Source organism: Maribacter polysiphoniae (assembly GCF_003148665.1).
Classification (GTDB): Bacteria; Bacteroidota; Bacteroidia; order Flavobacteriales; family Flavobacteriaceae; genus Maribacter_A; species Maribacter_A polysiphoniae.
Map to the genome: position 1 here is coordinate 476,194 of NZ_QGGQ01000001.1, position 17,434 is coordinate 493,627.

The window sequence follows — 17,434 nt, forward strand, 5'->3', positions numbered from 1 at the left end:
AAAAAATATGAATTGTTTAAAGTTTCGATTTTTAATTATCGCGGTAGTATGGTTTACCACTTCGCAAGCACAGGATTCAACGGTTTGGAAAATCGGGGATTCCGATGATAGTAGCTCGGAATTTGCCTTGGCAAATTCTGGGTATACAAAGTTTTTGGAACATGATTTTGGATGGGAAGACCGGTTTTATTTAGTCGGTTTTTCCAATGAAAAAAAAGACTTTCCTTTTGTATTGCCAGGTGCAATGGATTATTGGGGAGGTACTTCGGGATTAGCGGGTATACGTCCACATGAAATAAATATTCTGTTTGGAATTAGCGAAAAACCAAGCAAGGGATCTTGGAGATTGGTAGTTGATGTTTTGGATTGTAACCCTGAAACACCACCCTTCTTTAAAGTAAGCGTCAATGATGAATCATGGAAGTTCAAGCTCGATAAAGGGCAGAATGCCGAAGCCTTAAAAGGGGTTAATAAGGAGACCAAGGAACAAAAATTGAGTATCCCTATTCCGGAAGGATTGATCAAACATGGTGGCAATAGAATACAATTGACGACCTTGGAAGGCAGTTGGTTGGTTTTTGACCAGGTACGTTTGGAAGGGCCTGAAAATGTGAAGTTGATAAAGCCCGAAAACGCATTCTTGAGAAATGTTACAGCTGCGGACTACGAATTGAAGATCGATAACAAAGAAGTCCAGCCTTTGTTATTGGATGTTCAGCATCTTTCAGGAAATCCATTGCTTCGGGTAGAGTTGGAAGGTAAGGTTATATTCAAAGAAACCGTAGAGCATGGTCGAAGCATTTATGAAGCACCCATGACGGCCGTGAAAACATCAAAGACCAGTAGTTACACGGTTTTATTGGATGGTAAACCAATTGAAAAGGGAACTGTGGAAAGGTTGCCTAAAAAGCAAAATCTATTAGTTGATTATGTCGACACCAAAATAGGAACAGGGCATTCTAGATGGATGATCGCCCCTGGACCATGGATGCCGTTCGGGATGGTTAAAATAAGTCCGGATAACCAGAAAAGTGGATGGCAAGCAGGATATCAACCTTCATTTGAAAGTGTAGGCACATTCAGCCATATCCACGAATGGACTATGGCCGGTTTGGGAACTTTTCCAACCAATGGCCCTTTGGTTACCGAGGTAGGGAACCCTGGAGAACCCGATTCAGGTTATCGTTCACGTGTTGACAAAAATACAGAGCAGGCACCGTTGGGGTACTATTCCGTGTTTTTAAGTGATTATAAGATCAAGGCGGAACTCACGGCTACTACGCGTGCTAGTTTTCAGCGGTACACCTATCCTAAGGATAAGCCCAACTCCAGAATACTTGTTGATTTACAAACACCTTCAGAATACAACTATAAGATTGAAGAAGCTTATATTAAAAAAGTAAGCGATTATAAGATTGTTGGTTATAGTAAGCAAATATCCCCTTCGGTTTGGGGAGAAGGTTATTATAGGAAACAATTTGTCGAAGATGGTGATAAGCCCAAGGAATGGGATGATATAGCACAGGAGTATACCGTACATTTTGTGATGGAGTTTGATGCCCCAATCAAGGATTTTGGTGTTTGGGTAGATGGCGATAAAGAAGGAAAGGATGATGCCGCCATTACGAATACTGCGGAATTTAAGGTTGAAAATCCGGAGGACGTAGTCGCCTTTGTTGAATTTGATACCACGGATAATCAAGTGGTACAGACAAGAACCGCTATCTCGTATGTAAGTATAGACAACGCTGCCCTCAATTTAGAGGAGGAAATAACAAAACCTTTTGGTTGGAGTTTTGAAAAAGTTCGGGAGAATCAAGAAAAGGCATGGAACGATTTATTCGAAAGGGTCCTGATTACATCGAATGACCGATTGGAAAAAACAAGGTTTTATTCAAATATGTACCGTGCTTTGGTAAGTAGGAATATTTTTAGTGATGTTGATGGTAGTTGGGTCGATGCCGAGGAGCAGGTTCAAAAAATTGAAGACCCCAATGGAGTGGCTTTAGGGTGTGATGCCTTTTGGAATACATTTTGGAATTTAAACCAATTTTGGAATTTGGTAACCCCGGATTGGTCATCGAAATGGGTGAATTCCCAGTTGGGAATGTATGATGCCAATGGCTGGTTGGCCAAAGGTCCGGCTGGAATGGAATATATTCCGGTAATGGTAGCAGAACATGAGATTCCACTTATCGTCGGGGCCTATCAAATGGGCGTTGGCAATATCGATGCGGAAAAGGCCTTTGAGGCTGTTTATAAAATGCAGACCACTTTAGGGCAAAAGGTAGGGAATGGTTATGCGGGGAATAGGGATTTGGAGCCCTATCTAAAATACCATTATGTGCCGTATAACAAAGGGCGTTTTTCAAATACCCTGGAATACTCTTTTGATGACTTTTCGGTGTCCCAATTGGCAAAGGCATTAGGTAAGGATAAGGAATATGACGAATTTATACGAAGAGGGTATTGGTGGAGAAATGCCATTAACCCAGATGGGGGCTTTGCCCATTTAAGGCATTCCGACGGTTCTTGGTTCCCCGATTTTGATCCTATTAAAACGGCAGGTAATTTTCAGTTTGTTGAAGGTAATGCGTGGCAATTGACATTTTTTGTTCCACAAGATGTCCCGGCACTGGCGGCCATCGTTGGTGAGGAGGAATTCGTAAAACGCTTGGATGATGGTTTTAATATCAGTAGTCCCTGGCGGTACAATGCGCCCAATGAGTTGTATTGGGATTTTCCGGTTACGCAAGGAAACCAGCAATCCATGCATTTTTCATTCTTGTTCAATTGGGTTAAAAAACCGTGGTTAACGCAGAAGTGGAGTAGGGATATTATCGATAGGTATTATGGTTTTGGTTTGTCCAACGCCTATTTGGGCGATGAGGATCAAGGGCAAATGAGCGCATGGTTCATGATGGCATCCTTAGGGCTTTTTCAAACAGATGGCGGGGTTCGTGTAGATCCCATCTATGAAATAGGAAGTCCTATTTTTGAAAAGGTGGAAATAGATCTAGGTGGGCGATACGGAAGGGGTAAAACTTTTGTTATTGAGGCAAAAAACACATCCTTCAATAATAAATACGTACAAAGTGCAACGTTGAACGGAAAAAGATTAAAGAACTTTTGGTTCCCTTCAAAGGAGCTGTTGAAAGGAGGGAAACTAGAATTGAAAATGGGCCCCAAACCCAATAAAAAATGGGGTGTATCAAGCCTTCCACCATCAACGTTAAACGATAAATAATTAAAAAATGAGAATACTGATCACTATTGTATTGGGTTTGGTCTTGCTAGGTTGCAAAGACCGTAATGAAAACAAGGAACTCGCCCAAAAAGTACTTTCCAACCAACAATTCGATGCCGTCAAAAAGCGGGCCTTGGCGGTTATCGAAACCGGTTTTAATGCTGGTGATGGCTATCGTGAGGTTTGGATTAGGGACTATAATACATTTATTGAACTTTCAGCGGAAGTATATCCGCCAGAGGAATTGAAGGAAAACCTTTTGGTGTTTTTTAGAATGCAGGGCGATGATGGCAATATTATCGATGGGTTTACACCTGCCGAAGCCATTACCAAAGAAGAAACCGATTTCAGCTACTTCGAATTGGAGCCCCGCTATGCAGGCCATAAGAACACTGTTGAGACCGATCAGGAAACTTCTTTGATCCAAGCTGTATACAAATATGTAAAGACGACAGGGGATAGCTCCATTCTCAACGTGGAAATAGGGGATAAAACAGTGGCCGAACGCATGGAGTGGGCGGTACAGTTTTTAATGGACAAGCGATTCTCTAGGGAATATGGACTTATTTGGGGGGCAACCACTGCCGATTGGGGAGATGTACAACCAGAGCATGGTTGGGGTGTCGATATTGATGGGAATACGCATAGGGCCATTGATATCTATGACAATGCCATGTTGATCATTGCCTTGGACAATATGCTTGAACTAATGCCAGACATCAAGGAACAATGGCTACCAATCAGGAGACGATTGGCAAAGAATGCCAAAAATCATCTGTGGGATGGTAAGGCCCAAAAGTTCATACCCCATATTTATTTGGACGGTTCTCCCTTTCCGGAGGATTTTAATGAGCGCGAAATCTACTACTTTGGGGGTACTGCAGTGGCCATAGAGGCGGGGCTGCTTTCAAAGGAGGAAATTAAAGTCTCTATCGATGAAATGGTTTCCAGGGTGAAACAGGCCGGTGCGGGATCGATTGGTCTAACCCTATATCCCCCATATCCTGAAGGATACTTTGAGAACCCAATTATGAATCCGGAATACAGCTACCAAAACGGTGGCGATTGGACCTGGTTTGGGGCAAGAATGATTCAACAATTGGTGAAATATGGTTTTGTTGAGGATGCTTATGAACAATTATTACCGATGACCGATAGGGTTATAAAGAATGATGGCTTTTATGAATGGTACACTGTTGATAATAAACCGGAAGGTTCAGGCACTTTTCGTGGTTCTGCTGGTGTACTTTACACAGCAATTCTTAACTTTGAAAAATGGGCGAATTCCCATAACGAATAGGTGAGGATGATCAACGACGGAATATGGAAAATGTTTGGTTATGGACTTTAAAATAGACCAAAATAGCCCTGTGCCACTTCATGCACAGATTGAGGGATACTTGAGGTCTTTGATTGTTCAGGAAAAATACCGAAGTGGGAAATGTTTTTTGCCAAAGGAAGTAACCTTGGCGAAAAAATTAGGCGTGTCCAGAAATACCGTACGCCAAGCCGTAAATACACTGGTTCAAGAACAACTCATTGAACGTAAAAAGGGGGTTGGCACCAAAGTCCTCAATAAAAAAATCGCTACACGACTCGATAATTGGATCAGTTTCACCAAAGAAATGGGGAAACTGGGTATTGAAGTCGTCAACTATGTGGTAAAAGCTTCCTTGGAAATTGCCCCGGACGAAGTTTACGATGCCTTATCCGTTTCAAGCTCAAAGAAAATCTGGAAGCTTGAAAAAGTACGTGGTTCGAACAAGGCGAAGTACCTATATTCTGTATCCTACTTTCATCCAAGGGTGGGGATAACGGGGGAAGAGGATTTCATTACACCACTTTACGAACTGTTAGAGACCGAACATGATACCATCGTAGCGACTTCCAAAGAGCGGTTAAGTGCGGTAAAGGCGGATCAAAATTTGGTTTCCATATTAGATCTTGCCCCGGAAGTACCTATTTTACGAAGGGAACGATTGGTATGCGATCCGGGGGATAGACCGGTTGAATTCAATATAGTGTTCTATAATACCGATTACTTTACATACGATATTGAAATAAAAAGGGATTTATGATGTGTTTTTTAAAAGATCTTATAAGATCTACCACCTTACTATATACTTAAATGAACTTTCGGGGATTAAATATCGGTGTTGCATTTCTGTCAATTTTAGTTTTGATTATTGTCCCATTGGGGTGTAATTCCGACATTGAAACGAAGTCTCCCCAAAAAGAAAATCTTTCACAATACGTAAACCCCAATATTGGTACCGCGCACAGTCGTTGGTTTTTTTATACCCCCGCTGCAATGCCCTTTGGTATGGCAAAATTGGCACCCTCGACCAATGGTTCTTATGGGAATAAAAGTGGATGGGAAGCTGTTGGTTATGACAGTCGGCAGAACAGTATAGAGGGATTTGCAAACTTGCATGAATTTCAAATAGGAGGATTTCTTTTTACGGGTATTACGGGTGGACTAAAAACAATTCCAGGTGCCTTGGAGAAACCCGATGAAGGGTATAGGTCCCGTTTCGATAGGAAAGATGAGGTTGCCATACCAGGTTATTATAAAGTACTCCTTAAGGATTACAATGTACAAGTGGAATTAACGGCGACAAAAAGGGTGGGTTTCCAACGGTACACCTTCCCGAAATCGGATAATTCCTATTTGCTTTTTGATATTGGGAACCAATTGGGGGAAAGTGGAAAAGTAAAGGATGCCAAGGTAACCTATAACAATGATGGTACCCTCCAAGGTTATGTGGTCACCTACCCCGAATATGTAAAAAAGTATCAAACCGACGGCGATATAAAAATGTTCTTTTACGCCGAAGTAAGTAGGAAACCCGAAGAGCATGGTGTTTTTAAGGGGGAAAATGTCAGTAAGGATGTAGATTCCATTACAGGTGTTGGCGCCGGAATGTTCTTTAAGTATAAAACCTTGGATGCCGATGAAATCACCATAAAAACAGGCCTGTCCTATACATCGGTAGAAAATGCGAAGATCAATCTTCGGACTGAGGCCGCAACCTTGGATTTTGATCAGGCAAAGGAAAAGGCCACCACAGCTTGGGAAAACGAATTTGATAAGATCAGGGTAACCGATTCTTCCAAGGTCAATAAGACAAAATTTTATACATCGCTCTTTCACGCCCTTTTAGGCAGGGGATTATCCAATGACGTCAATGGCCAGTTTCCACAAAACGATGGTACTGTTGGCCAATTGCCCTTATTGGCTTCGGGGGAACCAAAATACAATGTCTACAATACCGATGCGGTGTGGGGTGCATTTTGGAATCTAACACAATTATGGGCTTTGGTGTGGCCTGAATACTATAACGATTTTGTACAGTCCCAATTGGAAGTATACAAGAACTCCGGTTGGCTGGCAGATGGGATAGCCAATGGCAGGTATGTTTCTGGGGTAGGTACCAATTTCACAGGTTTGGTTATAGCTGCTGGCTATCAGACGGGAGTTCTTAAGGATAACATTGAACTTGCCTATGAAGCGGCATTGAAAAATGAAGTCGGATACCAAGACAGAAAGGAAGGAGCCGGCAAAATGGATCTAAAGAGCTTTATTGAAAACGGGTTTATACCCTACATTGAAAGAAAGAGGAACCATAGGGCAAATGTTCCTGAGGGGTCGGCATTTTCTGTTTCACATTCGTTGGAATACGCATTTAGTAGTTATGCAGTGGCCCAAATGGCCCATAAAATGGGAAAAATGGATGATTATCGCATGCTGATGCAATTGTCCCATGCATGGAAAGGATTTTACGATAAGGAAACAGGATTCTTTAGGCCTAGATTGAAAGATGGCGAATTCATCAAGGATTTCGATCCTTTGGCCCCATGGATCGGATTTCAGGAAGGCAACGCATGGCAATATACGTTTTACGTTCCCCATGAACCTGAGGCCTTGGTGGAATTGATTGGAAAGGAAAAATTCAATACCCGGTTGGATTCCATTTTTAGGATCTCTGAAAAAACGGCATTTGGTGGGGAGGGTATCGATGCCTTCGCAGGTATAAAAACGTTGTATAACCATGGGAACCAACCCAACCTACATATTTCATGGATGTTCAATTTTTCGGGAAAACCATGGTTGACGCAGAAATGGACCAGATTGATCGAAGATGGATTTTATGGTACAGGGGAAATACATGGGTATGGTTATGGACAGGATGAGGACCAGGGACAACTTGGTGCTTGGTATGTTATGTCGTCCTTGGGTATTTTCGATGTTAGGGGATTAACCGGTGAGGAACCAAGTTTCCAATTCGGAAGTCCTACGTTTGATAAGGTGGAGATCAAGGTTAAAAACGATAAGGGACAGCCTTTTACGATAACGACGTCCAACGCTAAAAAAGGCAACTTTTATATCGACAGTATTGAGTTGAATGGTAATCCGTATGATAAACTGGATATTCCTTTTAAGGAAATAACCAAAGGGGGTCATCTGAATTTTCATATGTCCGATGTCCCACAAATGAAGTTGAAAAATCAATAGAATGATTAATCCATTTTTTAATAAAAAGCGAACCTAAATAGAATAAATATGACCGATCAAATAGCAATTGGGGCAGATATTGGTGGAAGCCATATTACGAGCGCAGCTGTTAATTTAAGAACCTTTGAAATTCTTGAAAATACGACGTTTTCTGCAAAAATAGACAATAAGGCATCGAAGGATGTCATTATGCAAGACTGGAGTAAGGCCATTAACAAGACCATTGAGAGTGTTTCAATGCAGACCACGGCAGATATCGGATTTGCCATACCGGGTCCATTCAATTATAAAACAGGTGTTGCCATGTTCGAGGGGGAAAATGACAAGTACGAAAGTCTGCACAATGTTTCAGTACCCGAAGAACTGCCTAAATTCATCAATAGCGAAAAAGTAAACCTCAGGTTTCTGAACGATGCTACTTCTTTCGGCGTTGGGGTTTCTACCCAAGGAAAGGCGAAAAAATGCCAAAAGGTTATTGTTGTGACCCTAGGCACAGGTTTTGGTTCTGCCTTTATCAATAATGGTGTTCCCCAAGTGAATTCGGACGATGTCCCCCAAGATGGGTGTTTATGGGATAAACCCTATAAAACGGGAATAAGCGATGATTATTTCTCAACCCGTTGGTGTATTGAACGATATTTTGAACTCACCTCCCAACGTGTAAAGGGTGTAAAGGAAATCGCTGCGGCGGATACCGATGATTCAAGAAGGGTTTTCAATGAATTCGGTGTTAATATGGCAGAATTCATGATGCCATTCGTTAAAAAGTTCCAAGCGGAAATTATAGTTATGGGTGGTAATATCTCAAAGGCCAGCGACCTTTTCTTGCCTAGACTAAAGAGCGATTTACAAAAGGCGGGTTTGCAATTGGAGTTTGAAGTGTCTCCCTTGATGGAAGATGCGGCCATAATCGGTAGTGCCAAACTTTTTGTGAACGACTTTTGGAATGTAGTGAAAAATGAACTCCCTGAAATTTAAAATAATTATATATGGCTACCAATAAAATACAACTAAACAAGTTTTTCCCAGTATTCCTGACCTTCATTATTATGGGGTTTGTTGATATCGTGGGCGTTTCAACAGGATACGTACAGAAAGATTTCGATCTTTCGGATTCCATGGCACAGTTTATCCCATCCATGGTGTTCATATGGTTTTTCGTCTTTTCAATTCCCGTAGGTGTACTACAAGATAAAATAGGGAAAAAGAAAATGATGAACCTCGGTATTATGATTACTATTTTTGGACTTCTCCTACCGTTTATTTACTACTCTTTTGTGGTTATTTTGATTGCCTTTGTCTTTATGGGAATCGGTAATACCATTGTACAGGTCGCGGCAAGTCCATTGCTACAGGAAGTGACCCCAAAGGAGAAACTATCGAGTTTTTTAAGCCTTTCCCAGTTCATGAAGGCCATTACTTCCTTAACAGGGCCTATCATTGCCACCTATATGGCAATCACATATGACAAATGGATCCTTGTATTCGCAGTATATGCCTTAATATCATTGGCCAATTTGCTTTGGCTTTCAAGTACCAAGATAGATGAGAGCATAAAATCGGAAACTCCGGCTACCTTCGCATCGTGTATGAAACTGCTAACCAACAAGTTTGTACTTGCGATGGTAATCGCAATATTCCTTATTGTTGGGGCTGATGTAGGAATGAATTCGAACATTCAAGGGTTTCTTATGAAGCTTCACGGACTCACGCTCGAGAATGCATCCTACGGTATAAGTGTTTACTTTACAGCCTTAATGATCAGTAGGTTTGTTGGAGCCATTTTACTGCAATTCCTAAAACCTATTTTCTTTTTGGTAACGACTACGATTTTGGCTATTGTAGGAACCTTGATGATCATGTTCTCCACTACCGAAATGATGGCTTATATCGCTATTTTCATTGTAGGCCTTGGAGCAGGTAATCTATTTCCATTGATATTCTCCATCGCCATAAATAAAATGCCCTCAAGATCGAATGAAATATCAGGATTATTGATCATGGCAATCGTAGGTGGGGCCGTAATTCCACCAATTATGGGCTTTGTTAGTTCCAGCTACGGGATTATGGGAAGTCTTATTGTATTGGTTGCGTGTTTTGCATACATGTTGATCATACCATTTACGGCCAAGCAGGATAAGGTAGAAAAGGCCTAGCTTTTAATAGAATCACTTTTATATTCCAAGAATCCCCATATTATTTATGGGGATTTTTGCTTTCATTTACATACTTTTAGTTTTGAAGACCTTTCGATTATGGTAGAAATAGAACGTAAATATTTGGTTATGGACATTTCCTATCGGGAAGTGGCAATCTCCCAAAAAAGGATAGTGCAAGGGTTCCTTAATACCGACCCCAATAGAACGGTACGTGTGCGGATTAAGGGCGATGAGGGTTTCTTGACCGTTAAGGGTATTTCCAATGCGTCGGGAACTACAAGGTTCGAATGGGAAACGGGCATTAAGGTTGAGGAGGCAGAAGCGTTACTTCAACTTTGTGAACCATCGGTAATCGATAAAATAAGGTATGAAATCCCAAATGGGAAGTATTTGTTTGAGGTGGATGAATTTCATGGGGCCAATGAGGGATTGACCATCGCCGAAATTGAATTGGAGAATGAAAAAGACTTTTTTGAACACCCCGATTGGCTTGGAGAGGAAGTGACCGGTGATATAAGATATTATAATTCACAATTGAGCAAAAATCCTTTTACGGAATGGTAGCGGTTTTTCTCATAAAATAAACCCTTTAACATGAGTCAATTTGATTCATGCCAAAGGGTTTTGATTTCCTTTTTCAATAGTTTCTTGTACTTGGTTTAACCTATATTTTGTGGTTAAAGGCCATTAAAATAATCGTTACTGCCATCCACCACCCAATGAACGGTATAACTCCACGGTGGCCGATAATTGCGAAAGTTTATTGCTTACCAAACTCAATTCGGCATTCAAGGCATTTTCCCTGGCAGTCAATAAATCGAGATAGGTTAAGTAACCGCTGTTCAATAATTCTTGGGAATTATCCTCAGCCCTGCGTAATGCTACGACCTGTTTAGATATGAAAGTTTCTTTTTCGAGCGATATATTATAATCATACAAGGCCTCTGAAACTTCTTTTCCTGCAATTAAAAGGGCTTTTTTAAAGTCCAATAACGCTTGTTCCTGATTGGCTTTGGATACCTCATAGGCTGTTCTTACCTTCCTTCCATTGAATATGGGTTGGGTAAGTCCGCCCACCAAATTGGCAAAAATAGAACTGGAGTCTATCCAATTATCCAACTCCAAACTTTGAAAACCACTATTTGCAGAGAGTGTTATCGAAGGGTAAAAATTACTTCTTGCCACATTGGTAAGTTCAAAACTATTCACTAAAGCATATTCGGCCTGTAAAATATCGGGGCGGTTTCTCAATAATAGAGAAGGAACGCCAAGTTTCATTTCATTGGCCAATGTTTGGTCTTCGAGCGTACTACGAGAGTAGGATCGTGGTTCTTCACCCAATAATAAACTCAACGTATTTTCTGTGATGAAAAGCGAATTTTTAAGGTCTAACAATTGACTTTGGGCACCATAGAGCTGTGCGGCGGTTTGATCTACCCCAACTTGATTTGCTTGTCCCGCATCTTTAAGGGCCTTAATGGTCTCAAGGCTACTTGAACGGTTTATAATGGTTTCTTCAGTGACCTTTATCTGTTGATCTAGGGCCAAAAGCTGATAATAAGTAATCGCTATTTGTGCCACTAAGTCGGTTTTTACGGCCTTATGGGCAGCAACGGTTTGTAGATAACCGGCATCACTCGCTCTTTTGCTACTCCTTATCTTTCCCCAGATATCAGCCTCCCAGGATAAAGCCCCAGTAATATCAAACTGATTGTAAGGTTGGGTGAATAAACTTCCAAATTGTCCATTTTCACTGTTTCTCGCCGTCCTAGAAGCGGTTGCCGAAGCATTTAGGGTAGGAAAGTATCCGGCCTTGCCTTGTTTAACATAGGCCTCGGCAGCATTTATACGCTGCAATGCTATCCTAATATCCAAATTGTTCTCCAATCCTTTTTCGATGTAGGTTTTTAGATATTCATCGGTAAAAAGGTCTTTATAGGAAACTGAAGCGAACGAAACACTGTCTTGTGGCAGTTGATCGGTCCTAAATAGATTCCCGGTTTCCATGGTCGGCCTTTCGTATGTTTTAGCTACAAAACAGGATTGTAGCAAGAGCGGAAGAAAAGCGACTAGTATAAGTTTATTTGTGACTATTTTTTTCATCGTTATTGTTCTTTTATTTCTGGAATTTCTTGGTCAGGGGTACCGGTCAATCTTTCTTGTAATGTTTGGAAGATGACATATAGGGCCGGAATTATCAATACCCCGAATAGGGTTCCGATCAACATCCCCCCAACAGCACTCATACCAATAGATTGGTTCCCCACGGCACCGATACCTGTTGATAAGGCCAATGGCATTAAACCAAAGATAAAGGCGAATGATGTCATCAGAATGGGTCGAAGCCTGGCTTTGGCACCATCAATTGCAGATTCCATTATAGACATTCCGTGCTTTCTACGCTGTAGCGCAAATTCAACAATTAGGATTGCATTCTTGGATAGAAGACCGATCAACATGATCAATGCTATCTGGAAATAGATATTGTTCTCCAAACCTGCAAAATGGATAAATGCTATAGCACCGGCAATACCTACCGGTAATGACAGTAGTATGGAGAATGGCAAAATATAGGATTCATACTGGGCACTCAACAAGAAATAAACAAACACCAAACTCAATATGAAAATAAGGATGGTCTGGCTGCCTGCATTATTTTCTTCCTTGGTAAGCCCAGAGTATTCATACGTATAATTGTTCGGCAAAACCTTTGCGGAAACTTCTTCAATGGCCTTGATGGCATCCCCCGTACTATATCCCGGATTTAAGGCCCCGTTGATTTTCACCGAGCTGAGCAAATTGAACCTGCTCACCACTTCCGGTCCATAAATTTTCTTTAGGGACACGAACTGTGATACCGGCACCGATTCGCCCATTTTATTGGTTACGTACATATGGTTCAACGAACCCTCGTCAGCTCTATCCTCTGGTTTTGATTGGATCATGACACGGTATTGTTTCCCGAATTTGTTGAAATCCGTGGTATACAATCCACCGTAATATCCCTGCATCGCATTAAAGACATCGGTTACGGCTAAACCGGCTGATTTTGTTTTCTCTATATCGACCTGCAGTTCATATTGTGGAAAATTAGGATTGAATTGAGTAATGGCGTACTGCACCTCTGGCCTTGCATTCAAGGCAGCCAAAAATTGATTGGTGGTATTCCCTACCGTTTGCCAATCGTCTGCATCCTTACTCTGTAAGTTCATTTCAAAACCCGTTGAGTTTCCAAATCCCTGAACACTTGGTGGTGTAAAGAAGAAAATACGGGCATCTTTTAGTCCTGCTGTTTTAGCAAAAAGACTCCCCACAACGGCTTGTACGGATTGTGATGCTTCTTTTCTTTCGGCCCAGTTTTTAAGACGGAGTACAGAGAACCCATAGGAACCTCCATTTACCCTGTTCAATAAACTGAAACCGGTAACGTTCATTCTCGCATCTATAATATCCATGGAAGCATAGATGGAATCCAGTTTTTTAACCGTTTTCTGGGTCTGTTCCAATGTCGTTCCCGGAGGCAAACTAATATCGGCCATGATAAGTCCCCTATCCTCATTGGGAATAAACCCTGAAGGTGTGGTTTTGAATAATAGGATGGTTATACCTGTGAAAATAACCAGTGAGACTATTGTGATCCATTTTCTTTTGGCAATAAACCTTACGGAGCCTACATATTTATCGGTAATAGCATTAAATCCGGCATTGAAGGATCTATAGAAACGTTGTTTCAAACCCTTATCATGTTCTTCGGATGCTTCGTGCGGCTTTAAAAATAGGGCAGCCAAAGCCGGACTCAGGGTCAAGGCGTTCACTGCAGAGATTATAATGGCAATGGCCAATGTAATACCGAACTGTTGGTAGAAAACCCCTGAAGACCCATTTATAAAGGATACCGGAATAAATACGGCCGACATGACCAAGGTTATTGATATAATGGCCCCTGAAATTTCTGACATGGCTGTTTTCGTGGCCGTTTTGGCATTGGTAGCCCCTGCATCCATCTTGGCATGTACCGCCTCGACGACCACAATGGCATCATCGACCACAATACCAATGGCCAGTATCATGGCAAAAAGGGTCAACATATTGATTGAGTACCCAAATAAGGACAGGAAGAAGAACGTACCCACAATCGCTACCGGGACAGCTATTGCCGGTATCAAGGTAGACCTGAAATCCTGTAAGAATAGGAATACCACGACGAATACCAATAAAAATGCTTCAATCAATGTTTGTATGACGTGTGAGATAGAGGCATCAAGGAAATCTTTGGTATTATAAGGAATTACATAATCCAGTCCTTTTGGAAAATCCGCCTTACTTTCCTTTAGAATAGTTTCAATTTCGGTTATGATGTCGTTCGCGTTGGAACCAGAGGTTTGGAATACACCAACAGCGGTACCCGGTTTGCCCATACCTTCATTCTTGGTGCCGTAATTAAAGGCACCAAGTTCAATATCCGCAACATCCTTTAAACGTAAGAACTGCCCATTTTCTTGGGCTTTGATGATAATATCCTCATATTCGGATATTTCAGAAAGCCGTCCTTTGTATTTTAGTACATATTCGAAGACCCCATCTGCATTTTCCCCGATTTTACCAGTTGCTGCCTCAAGGTTTTGCTCAACAAGTGCACTTTGAATATCCGATGGCATTAGTTTAAAAGCAGCCATTTTATCGGGTTTTAACCAAATACGCATGGAGTAGTCCTTGGAACCGAATACGGTTACATTCCCAACCCCTTCGATACGTTGTAGCTTAGGTACCAAATTTATCCGGGCGTAGTTTTCAACGAATGTGGCATCATAATCCTTATTGTCTGAAAACATGGAGAAAAACAACAAGGCACTGGTTTGTGATTTTTGCGTCACCACACCTGTCTTTATAACAGCTTCCGGCAATACACTATTAGCCCTGGCGACCCTATTCTGTACGTTTACAGCGGCAATATCAGGGTTTATGCCCAGCTTAAAATAGACGTTGATCGTAGCAGCTCCGTCATTACTCGCATTGGAGGTCATATAGGTCATTCCTTCCACACCGTTGATCTGTTCCTCTAAAGGAATAACAACACTGTTGAGTACGGTTTCAGCATTTGCCCCTGTGTACGTTGTGGTAACCTGTACCGTAGGCGGTGCAATTTCTGGATATTGTTCAATCGGTAGGGAGGTTAATCCCAAGATTCCGAGTATGGCAATGATGACCGATATCACCGTAGATAGTACGGGACGATCTATGAATTTTTGAAACATGTTTTTTAGATTATATGTTGTGCGGAATATTTATTGAACGGGATTAATGGTCATTCCATCCCTTAATTTTGAGACGCCTTCAGTAACAATGGTGGTTCCAGGTTGTATGCCACTGGTTACAATGAACCCCTTTTCGGTATTTGCGGAAATCCGTATAGGCTTTGTGGTTATGGTGTTGTCATCCTTTACAATGAATATCAACTTATTGCCTTGTAGGTCTATGGTTGCTTTTTGAGGAATCTCAAAGGCATTTTTATAGAGATATGGGATTTTAATCTTACCTGTACTACCACTGGTTAACAGGTTGTTCGGATTTTTAAAATCAACTCGTGCCGTGGCACTCCCTGTAGTACTGTTGATAATTGAATTGATCATGGCAATCTTACCTGGTTCAGGATACTCTTCCCCATTGACCATCACCAATCGTGCGTCATTGGCATTCTCAAGGTCAAACTGGTTTTTCTGGTTTAAGGGAATGGACTCCTTAAACTTCAATAATTCTTTTTCGCTTAAGGAAAAGTAGGCACGAACCTCACTGATATCGGAAACAGTTGTTAGTGGACTTGCCATGGCAGAACTTACCAAGGCTCCGGTCTTATAGGGTATTTCCCCGATAAAACCATCTACCGGACTTGTGATTCTGGAGTAGTTTATATTTGAAACAATACTTTCATAATTACTTTGCGCTTGTTTCAGTTTTGCATCGGCAGTTTCCAATTGAACAGTACTGATAATTCCTTTTTCTACCAAGGGACGTAACTTATCCACTTCGACTTGGGCCACATTTACCGCAGCTTTGGCCGCTTTGGCATCTTGATTCATCGTTTGGGTCTCTAACTTGAACAATAGTTGTCCTTTTTTGATTTTCTGACCTTCCTCTACATAGATGTTTTGTATAAAGCCAGATACTTTTGGCCATATTTCCACATTTTGCTTGCCTTCAAGCGTAGTGGAAAATTCGTTGAATATGGTGATGTCTTTTTGGCTTAATGCTAGAACTTTAAGACTTGGGGCCGGCATTTTCGGGGCATTTTGCTGCTCTGGGGCCTTTCCAAAACAAGAACTTAATAGTATCAATAGACTAAGGGAACCTATAATTGATATTTTTTTCATTTTAAATGGATGATAAATTGTTATTAAAGTTTTGTTAATTCTGTTGGTTCGGTACAAAACGAACCAATGGTGTAAAAAAATTATTCTTTTAATGTATTCAGTTGATCTATGGTCTTTTGAAAAATATCCTTTTGTTCCTTTAAACAGTTCATATATATTTTCTTCATTTTTTGGCTTGATTTAAATTTTTCAGGATTGAACTTTTCGTTGTAATCCGCTAGTTTTCCCATCATTTTCTCTTCATTCTCTAGTTGTTTAAGTGCTTTGCTTAATTTTTTAACCATAAAGGAATCCTTTGCGGCTACGGTGTAGTATCGTTTTCTATCCCTTGATTTCGTGAAATATTTAATAAACCCCATCTGTAATAAAAGATTGAGCGAGGTTGATATTGAACTTTTACTTGCGCCTCTTCTTGTTAAGCAATCATCAAAAGTCAACCCGTCTTCTTCCGTCATAATCAACGAGGCAAAAATTCGGGCCGATAGAGGGGGCAAGGAATATTCATTTTCAAAATGAATTCCTAAATCCTCTATAAGTCCTTTTCGATATTCTTCCTTGTCCATAATGTTTAGAATTGAAGGGGCAAAGATATGGTTAGTTCGGAAACAACCAAACCAAACGAATTTAATTTTATGTTAAAAAAAATGAAATGATCTTAAAAACCTTAAAATACCTTTATGGTTTAATGGTTGATTTTAGGGAGTCGAAATGAATTATATGATTGTTGAAGACTTCAAATACGGACTATGTGGCGAATATTCCTGGTTTATGGATAATAGGGATATCAACCAGATTCCCTTCGGTAATGGTGTCCTTCCCGAAAAGGAATTTCCTTTCGTATAATTTACCCTCGGCAAAAAAAGTGACGAAAAATTCGTTGTTCAATTCGAGGACATCATCTTGAATGAGCTCTATCTTGGCGTATGATTTTGGTACCATGACGGCAATCGAATGTCTCATTGTTGAGGTTTTCCGATGTTCATCATATCCTTTTGAGACAACAAGAACCATATCAATAGGAGTGTCCCGGTCGTTCAGAATGTAAGCATTCCATTTTTTCTCCAGAAAATCATCGTTCCATTCCTGTATCAACGCAAGATATACGTCCTTAACAATGGGTATTTCTATATCCTTTTTCAAAAGG

The 17,434-nt window shown here is 40.9% G+C and carries 12 protein-coding genes; 7 read left to right on the plus strand and 5 right to left on the minus strand.

Translation table 11 applies throughout. The features are described 5' to 3' along the window. Positions 1-7 precede the first annotated feature (7 nt). The 7 genes from LX92_RS02000 (at position 8) to LX92_RS02030 (ending at position 10,486) form a co-directional block, all read left to right on the plus strand. Positions 8-3,247 carry a GH92 family glycosyl hydrolase gene (locus tag LX92_RS02000; RefSeq protein WP_109649038.1) on the plus strand — a complete coding sequence of 1,080 codons (3,240 nt, stop codon included), beginning with the start codon at positions 8-10 and terminating at the stop codon, positions 3,245-3,247. A gap of 7 nt (positions 3,248-3,254) precedes the next feature. Then, entirely contained in the window at positions 3,255-4,547 is a 1,293-nt protein-coding gene (locus tag LX92_RS02005) for a GH36-type glycosyl hydrolase domain-containing protein (RefSeq protein WP_109648593.1), read from the plus strand. Positions 4,548-4,587: 40 nt separating this feature from the next. Further along, complete coding sequence (locus LX92_RS02010; protein WP_109648594.1) at positions 4,588-5,325, plus strand: GntR family transcriptional regulator; 738 nt, start codon at positions 4,588-4,590, stop codon at positions 5,323-5,325. 50 nt (positions 5,326-5,375) lie between these two features. Further along, positions 5,376-7,763 (plus strand): GH92 family glycosyl hydrolase, encoded by a 2,388-nt coding sequence (locus LX92_RS02015; protein ID WP_109648595.1) that lies wholly within the window; start codon positions 5,376-5,378, stop codon positions 7,761-7,763. 48 nt (positions 7,764-7,811) lie between these two features. Then, complete coding sequence (locus LX92_RS02020; protein WP_109648596.1) at positions 7,812-8,741, plus strand: ROK family protein; 930 nt, start codon at positions 7,812-7,814, stop codon at positions 8,739-8,741. An 11-nt stretch (positions 8,742-8,752) separates the two neighbouring features. Then, positions 8,753-9,919: an MFS transporter gene (locus tag LX92_RS02025; RefSeq protein ID WP_109648597.1), complete on the plus strand. Its 1,167-nt coding sequence runs from the start codon at positions 8,753-8,755 to the stop codon at positions 9,917-9,919. Positions 9,920-10,018: 99 nt separating this feature from the next. Continuing rightward, complete coding sequence (locus LX92_RS02030; RefSeq protein ID WP_109648598.1) at positions 10,019-10,486, plus strand: CYTH domain-containing protein; 468 nt, start codon at positions 10,019-10,021, stop codon at positions 10,484-10,486. A gap of 135 nt (positions 10,487-10,621) precedes the next feature. On the opposite strand, the gene LX92_RS02035 is transcribed toward LX92_RS02030, so the two are convergent. The 5 genes from LX92_RS02035 to LX92_RS02055 all read right to left on the minus strand — a co-directional run bounded on the left by LX92_RS02035 (position 10,622) and on the right by LX92_RS02055 (position 17,430). Further along, positions 10,622-12,025, minus strand: coding sequence for a TolC family protein (locus tag LX92_RS02035; RefSeq protein ID WP_109648599.1), 1,404 nt, complete (start codon positions 12,023-12,025; stop codon positions 10,622-10,624). A 2-nt stretch (positions 12,026-12,027) separates the two neighbouring features. Further along, positions 12,028-15,177, minus strand: coding sequence for an efflux RND transporter permease subunit (locus tag LX92_RS02040; protein WP_109648600.1), 3,150 nt, complete (start codon positions 15,175-15,177; stop codon positions 12,028-12,030). A gap of 30 nt (positions 15,178-15,207) precedes the next feature. Then, positions 15,208-16,290: an efflux RND transporter periplasmic adaptor subunit gene (locus tag LX92_RS02045; RefSeq protein ID WP_109648601.1), complete on the minus strand. Its 1,083-nt coding sequence runs from the start codon at positions 16,288-16,290 to the stop codon at positions 15,208-15,210. An 80-nt stretch (positions 16,291-16,370) separates the two neighbouring features. Beyond that, positions 16,371-16,853, minus strand: coding sequence for a GbsR/MarR family transcriptional regulator (locus LX92_RS02050; RefSeq protein ID WP_109648602.1), 483 nt, complete (start codon positions 16,851-16,853; stop codon positions 16,371-16,373). 181 nt (positions 16,854-17,034) lie between these two features. Further along, positions 17,035-17,430, minus strand: a complete 396-nt coding sequence (locus tag LX92_RS02055) for a hypothetical protein (RefSeq protein ID WP_109649039.1) — start codon at positions 17,428-17,430, stop codon at positions 17,035-17,037. Positions 17,431-17,434: the final 4 nt, after the last annotated feature.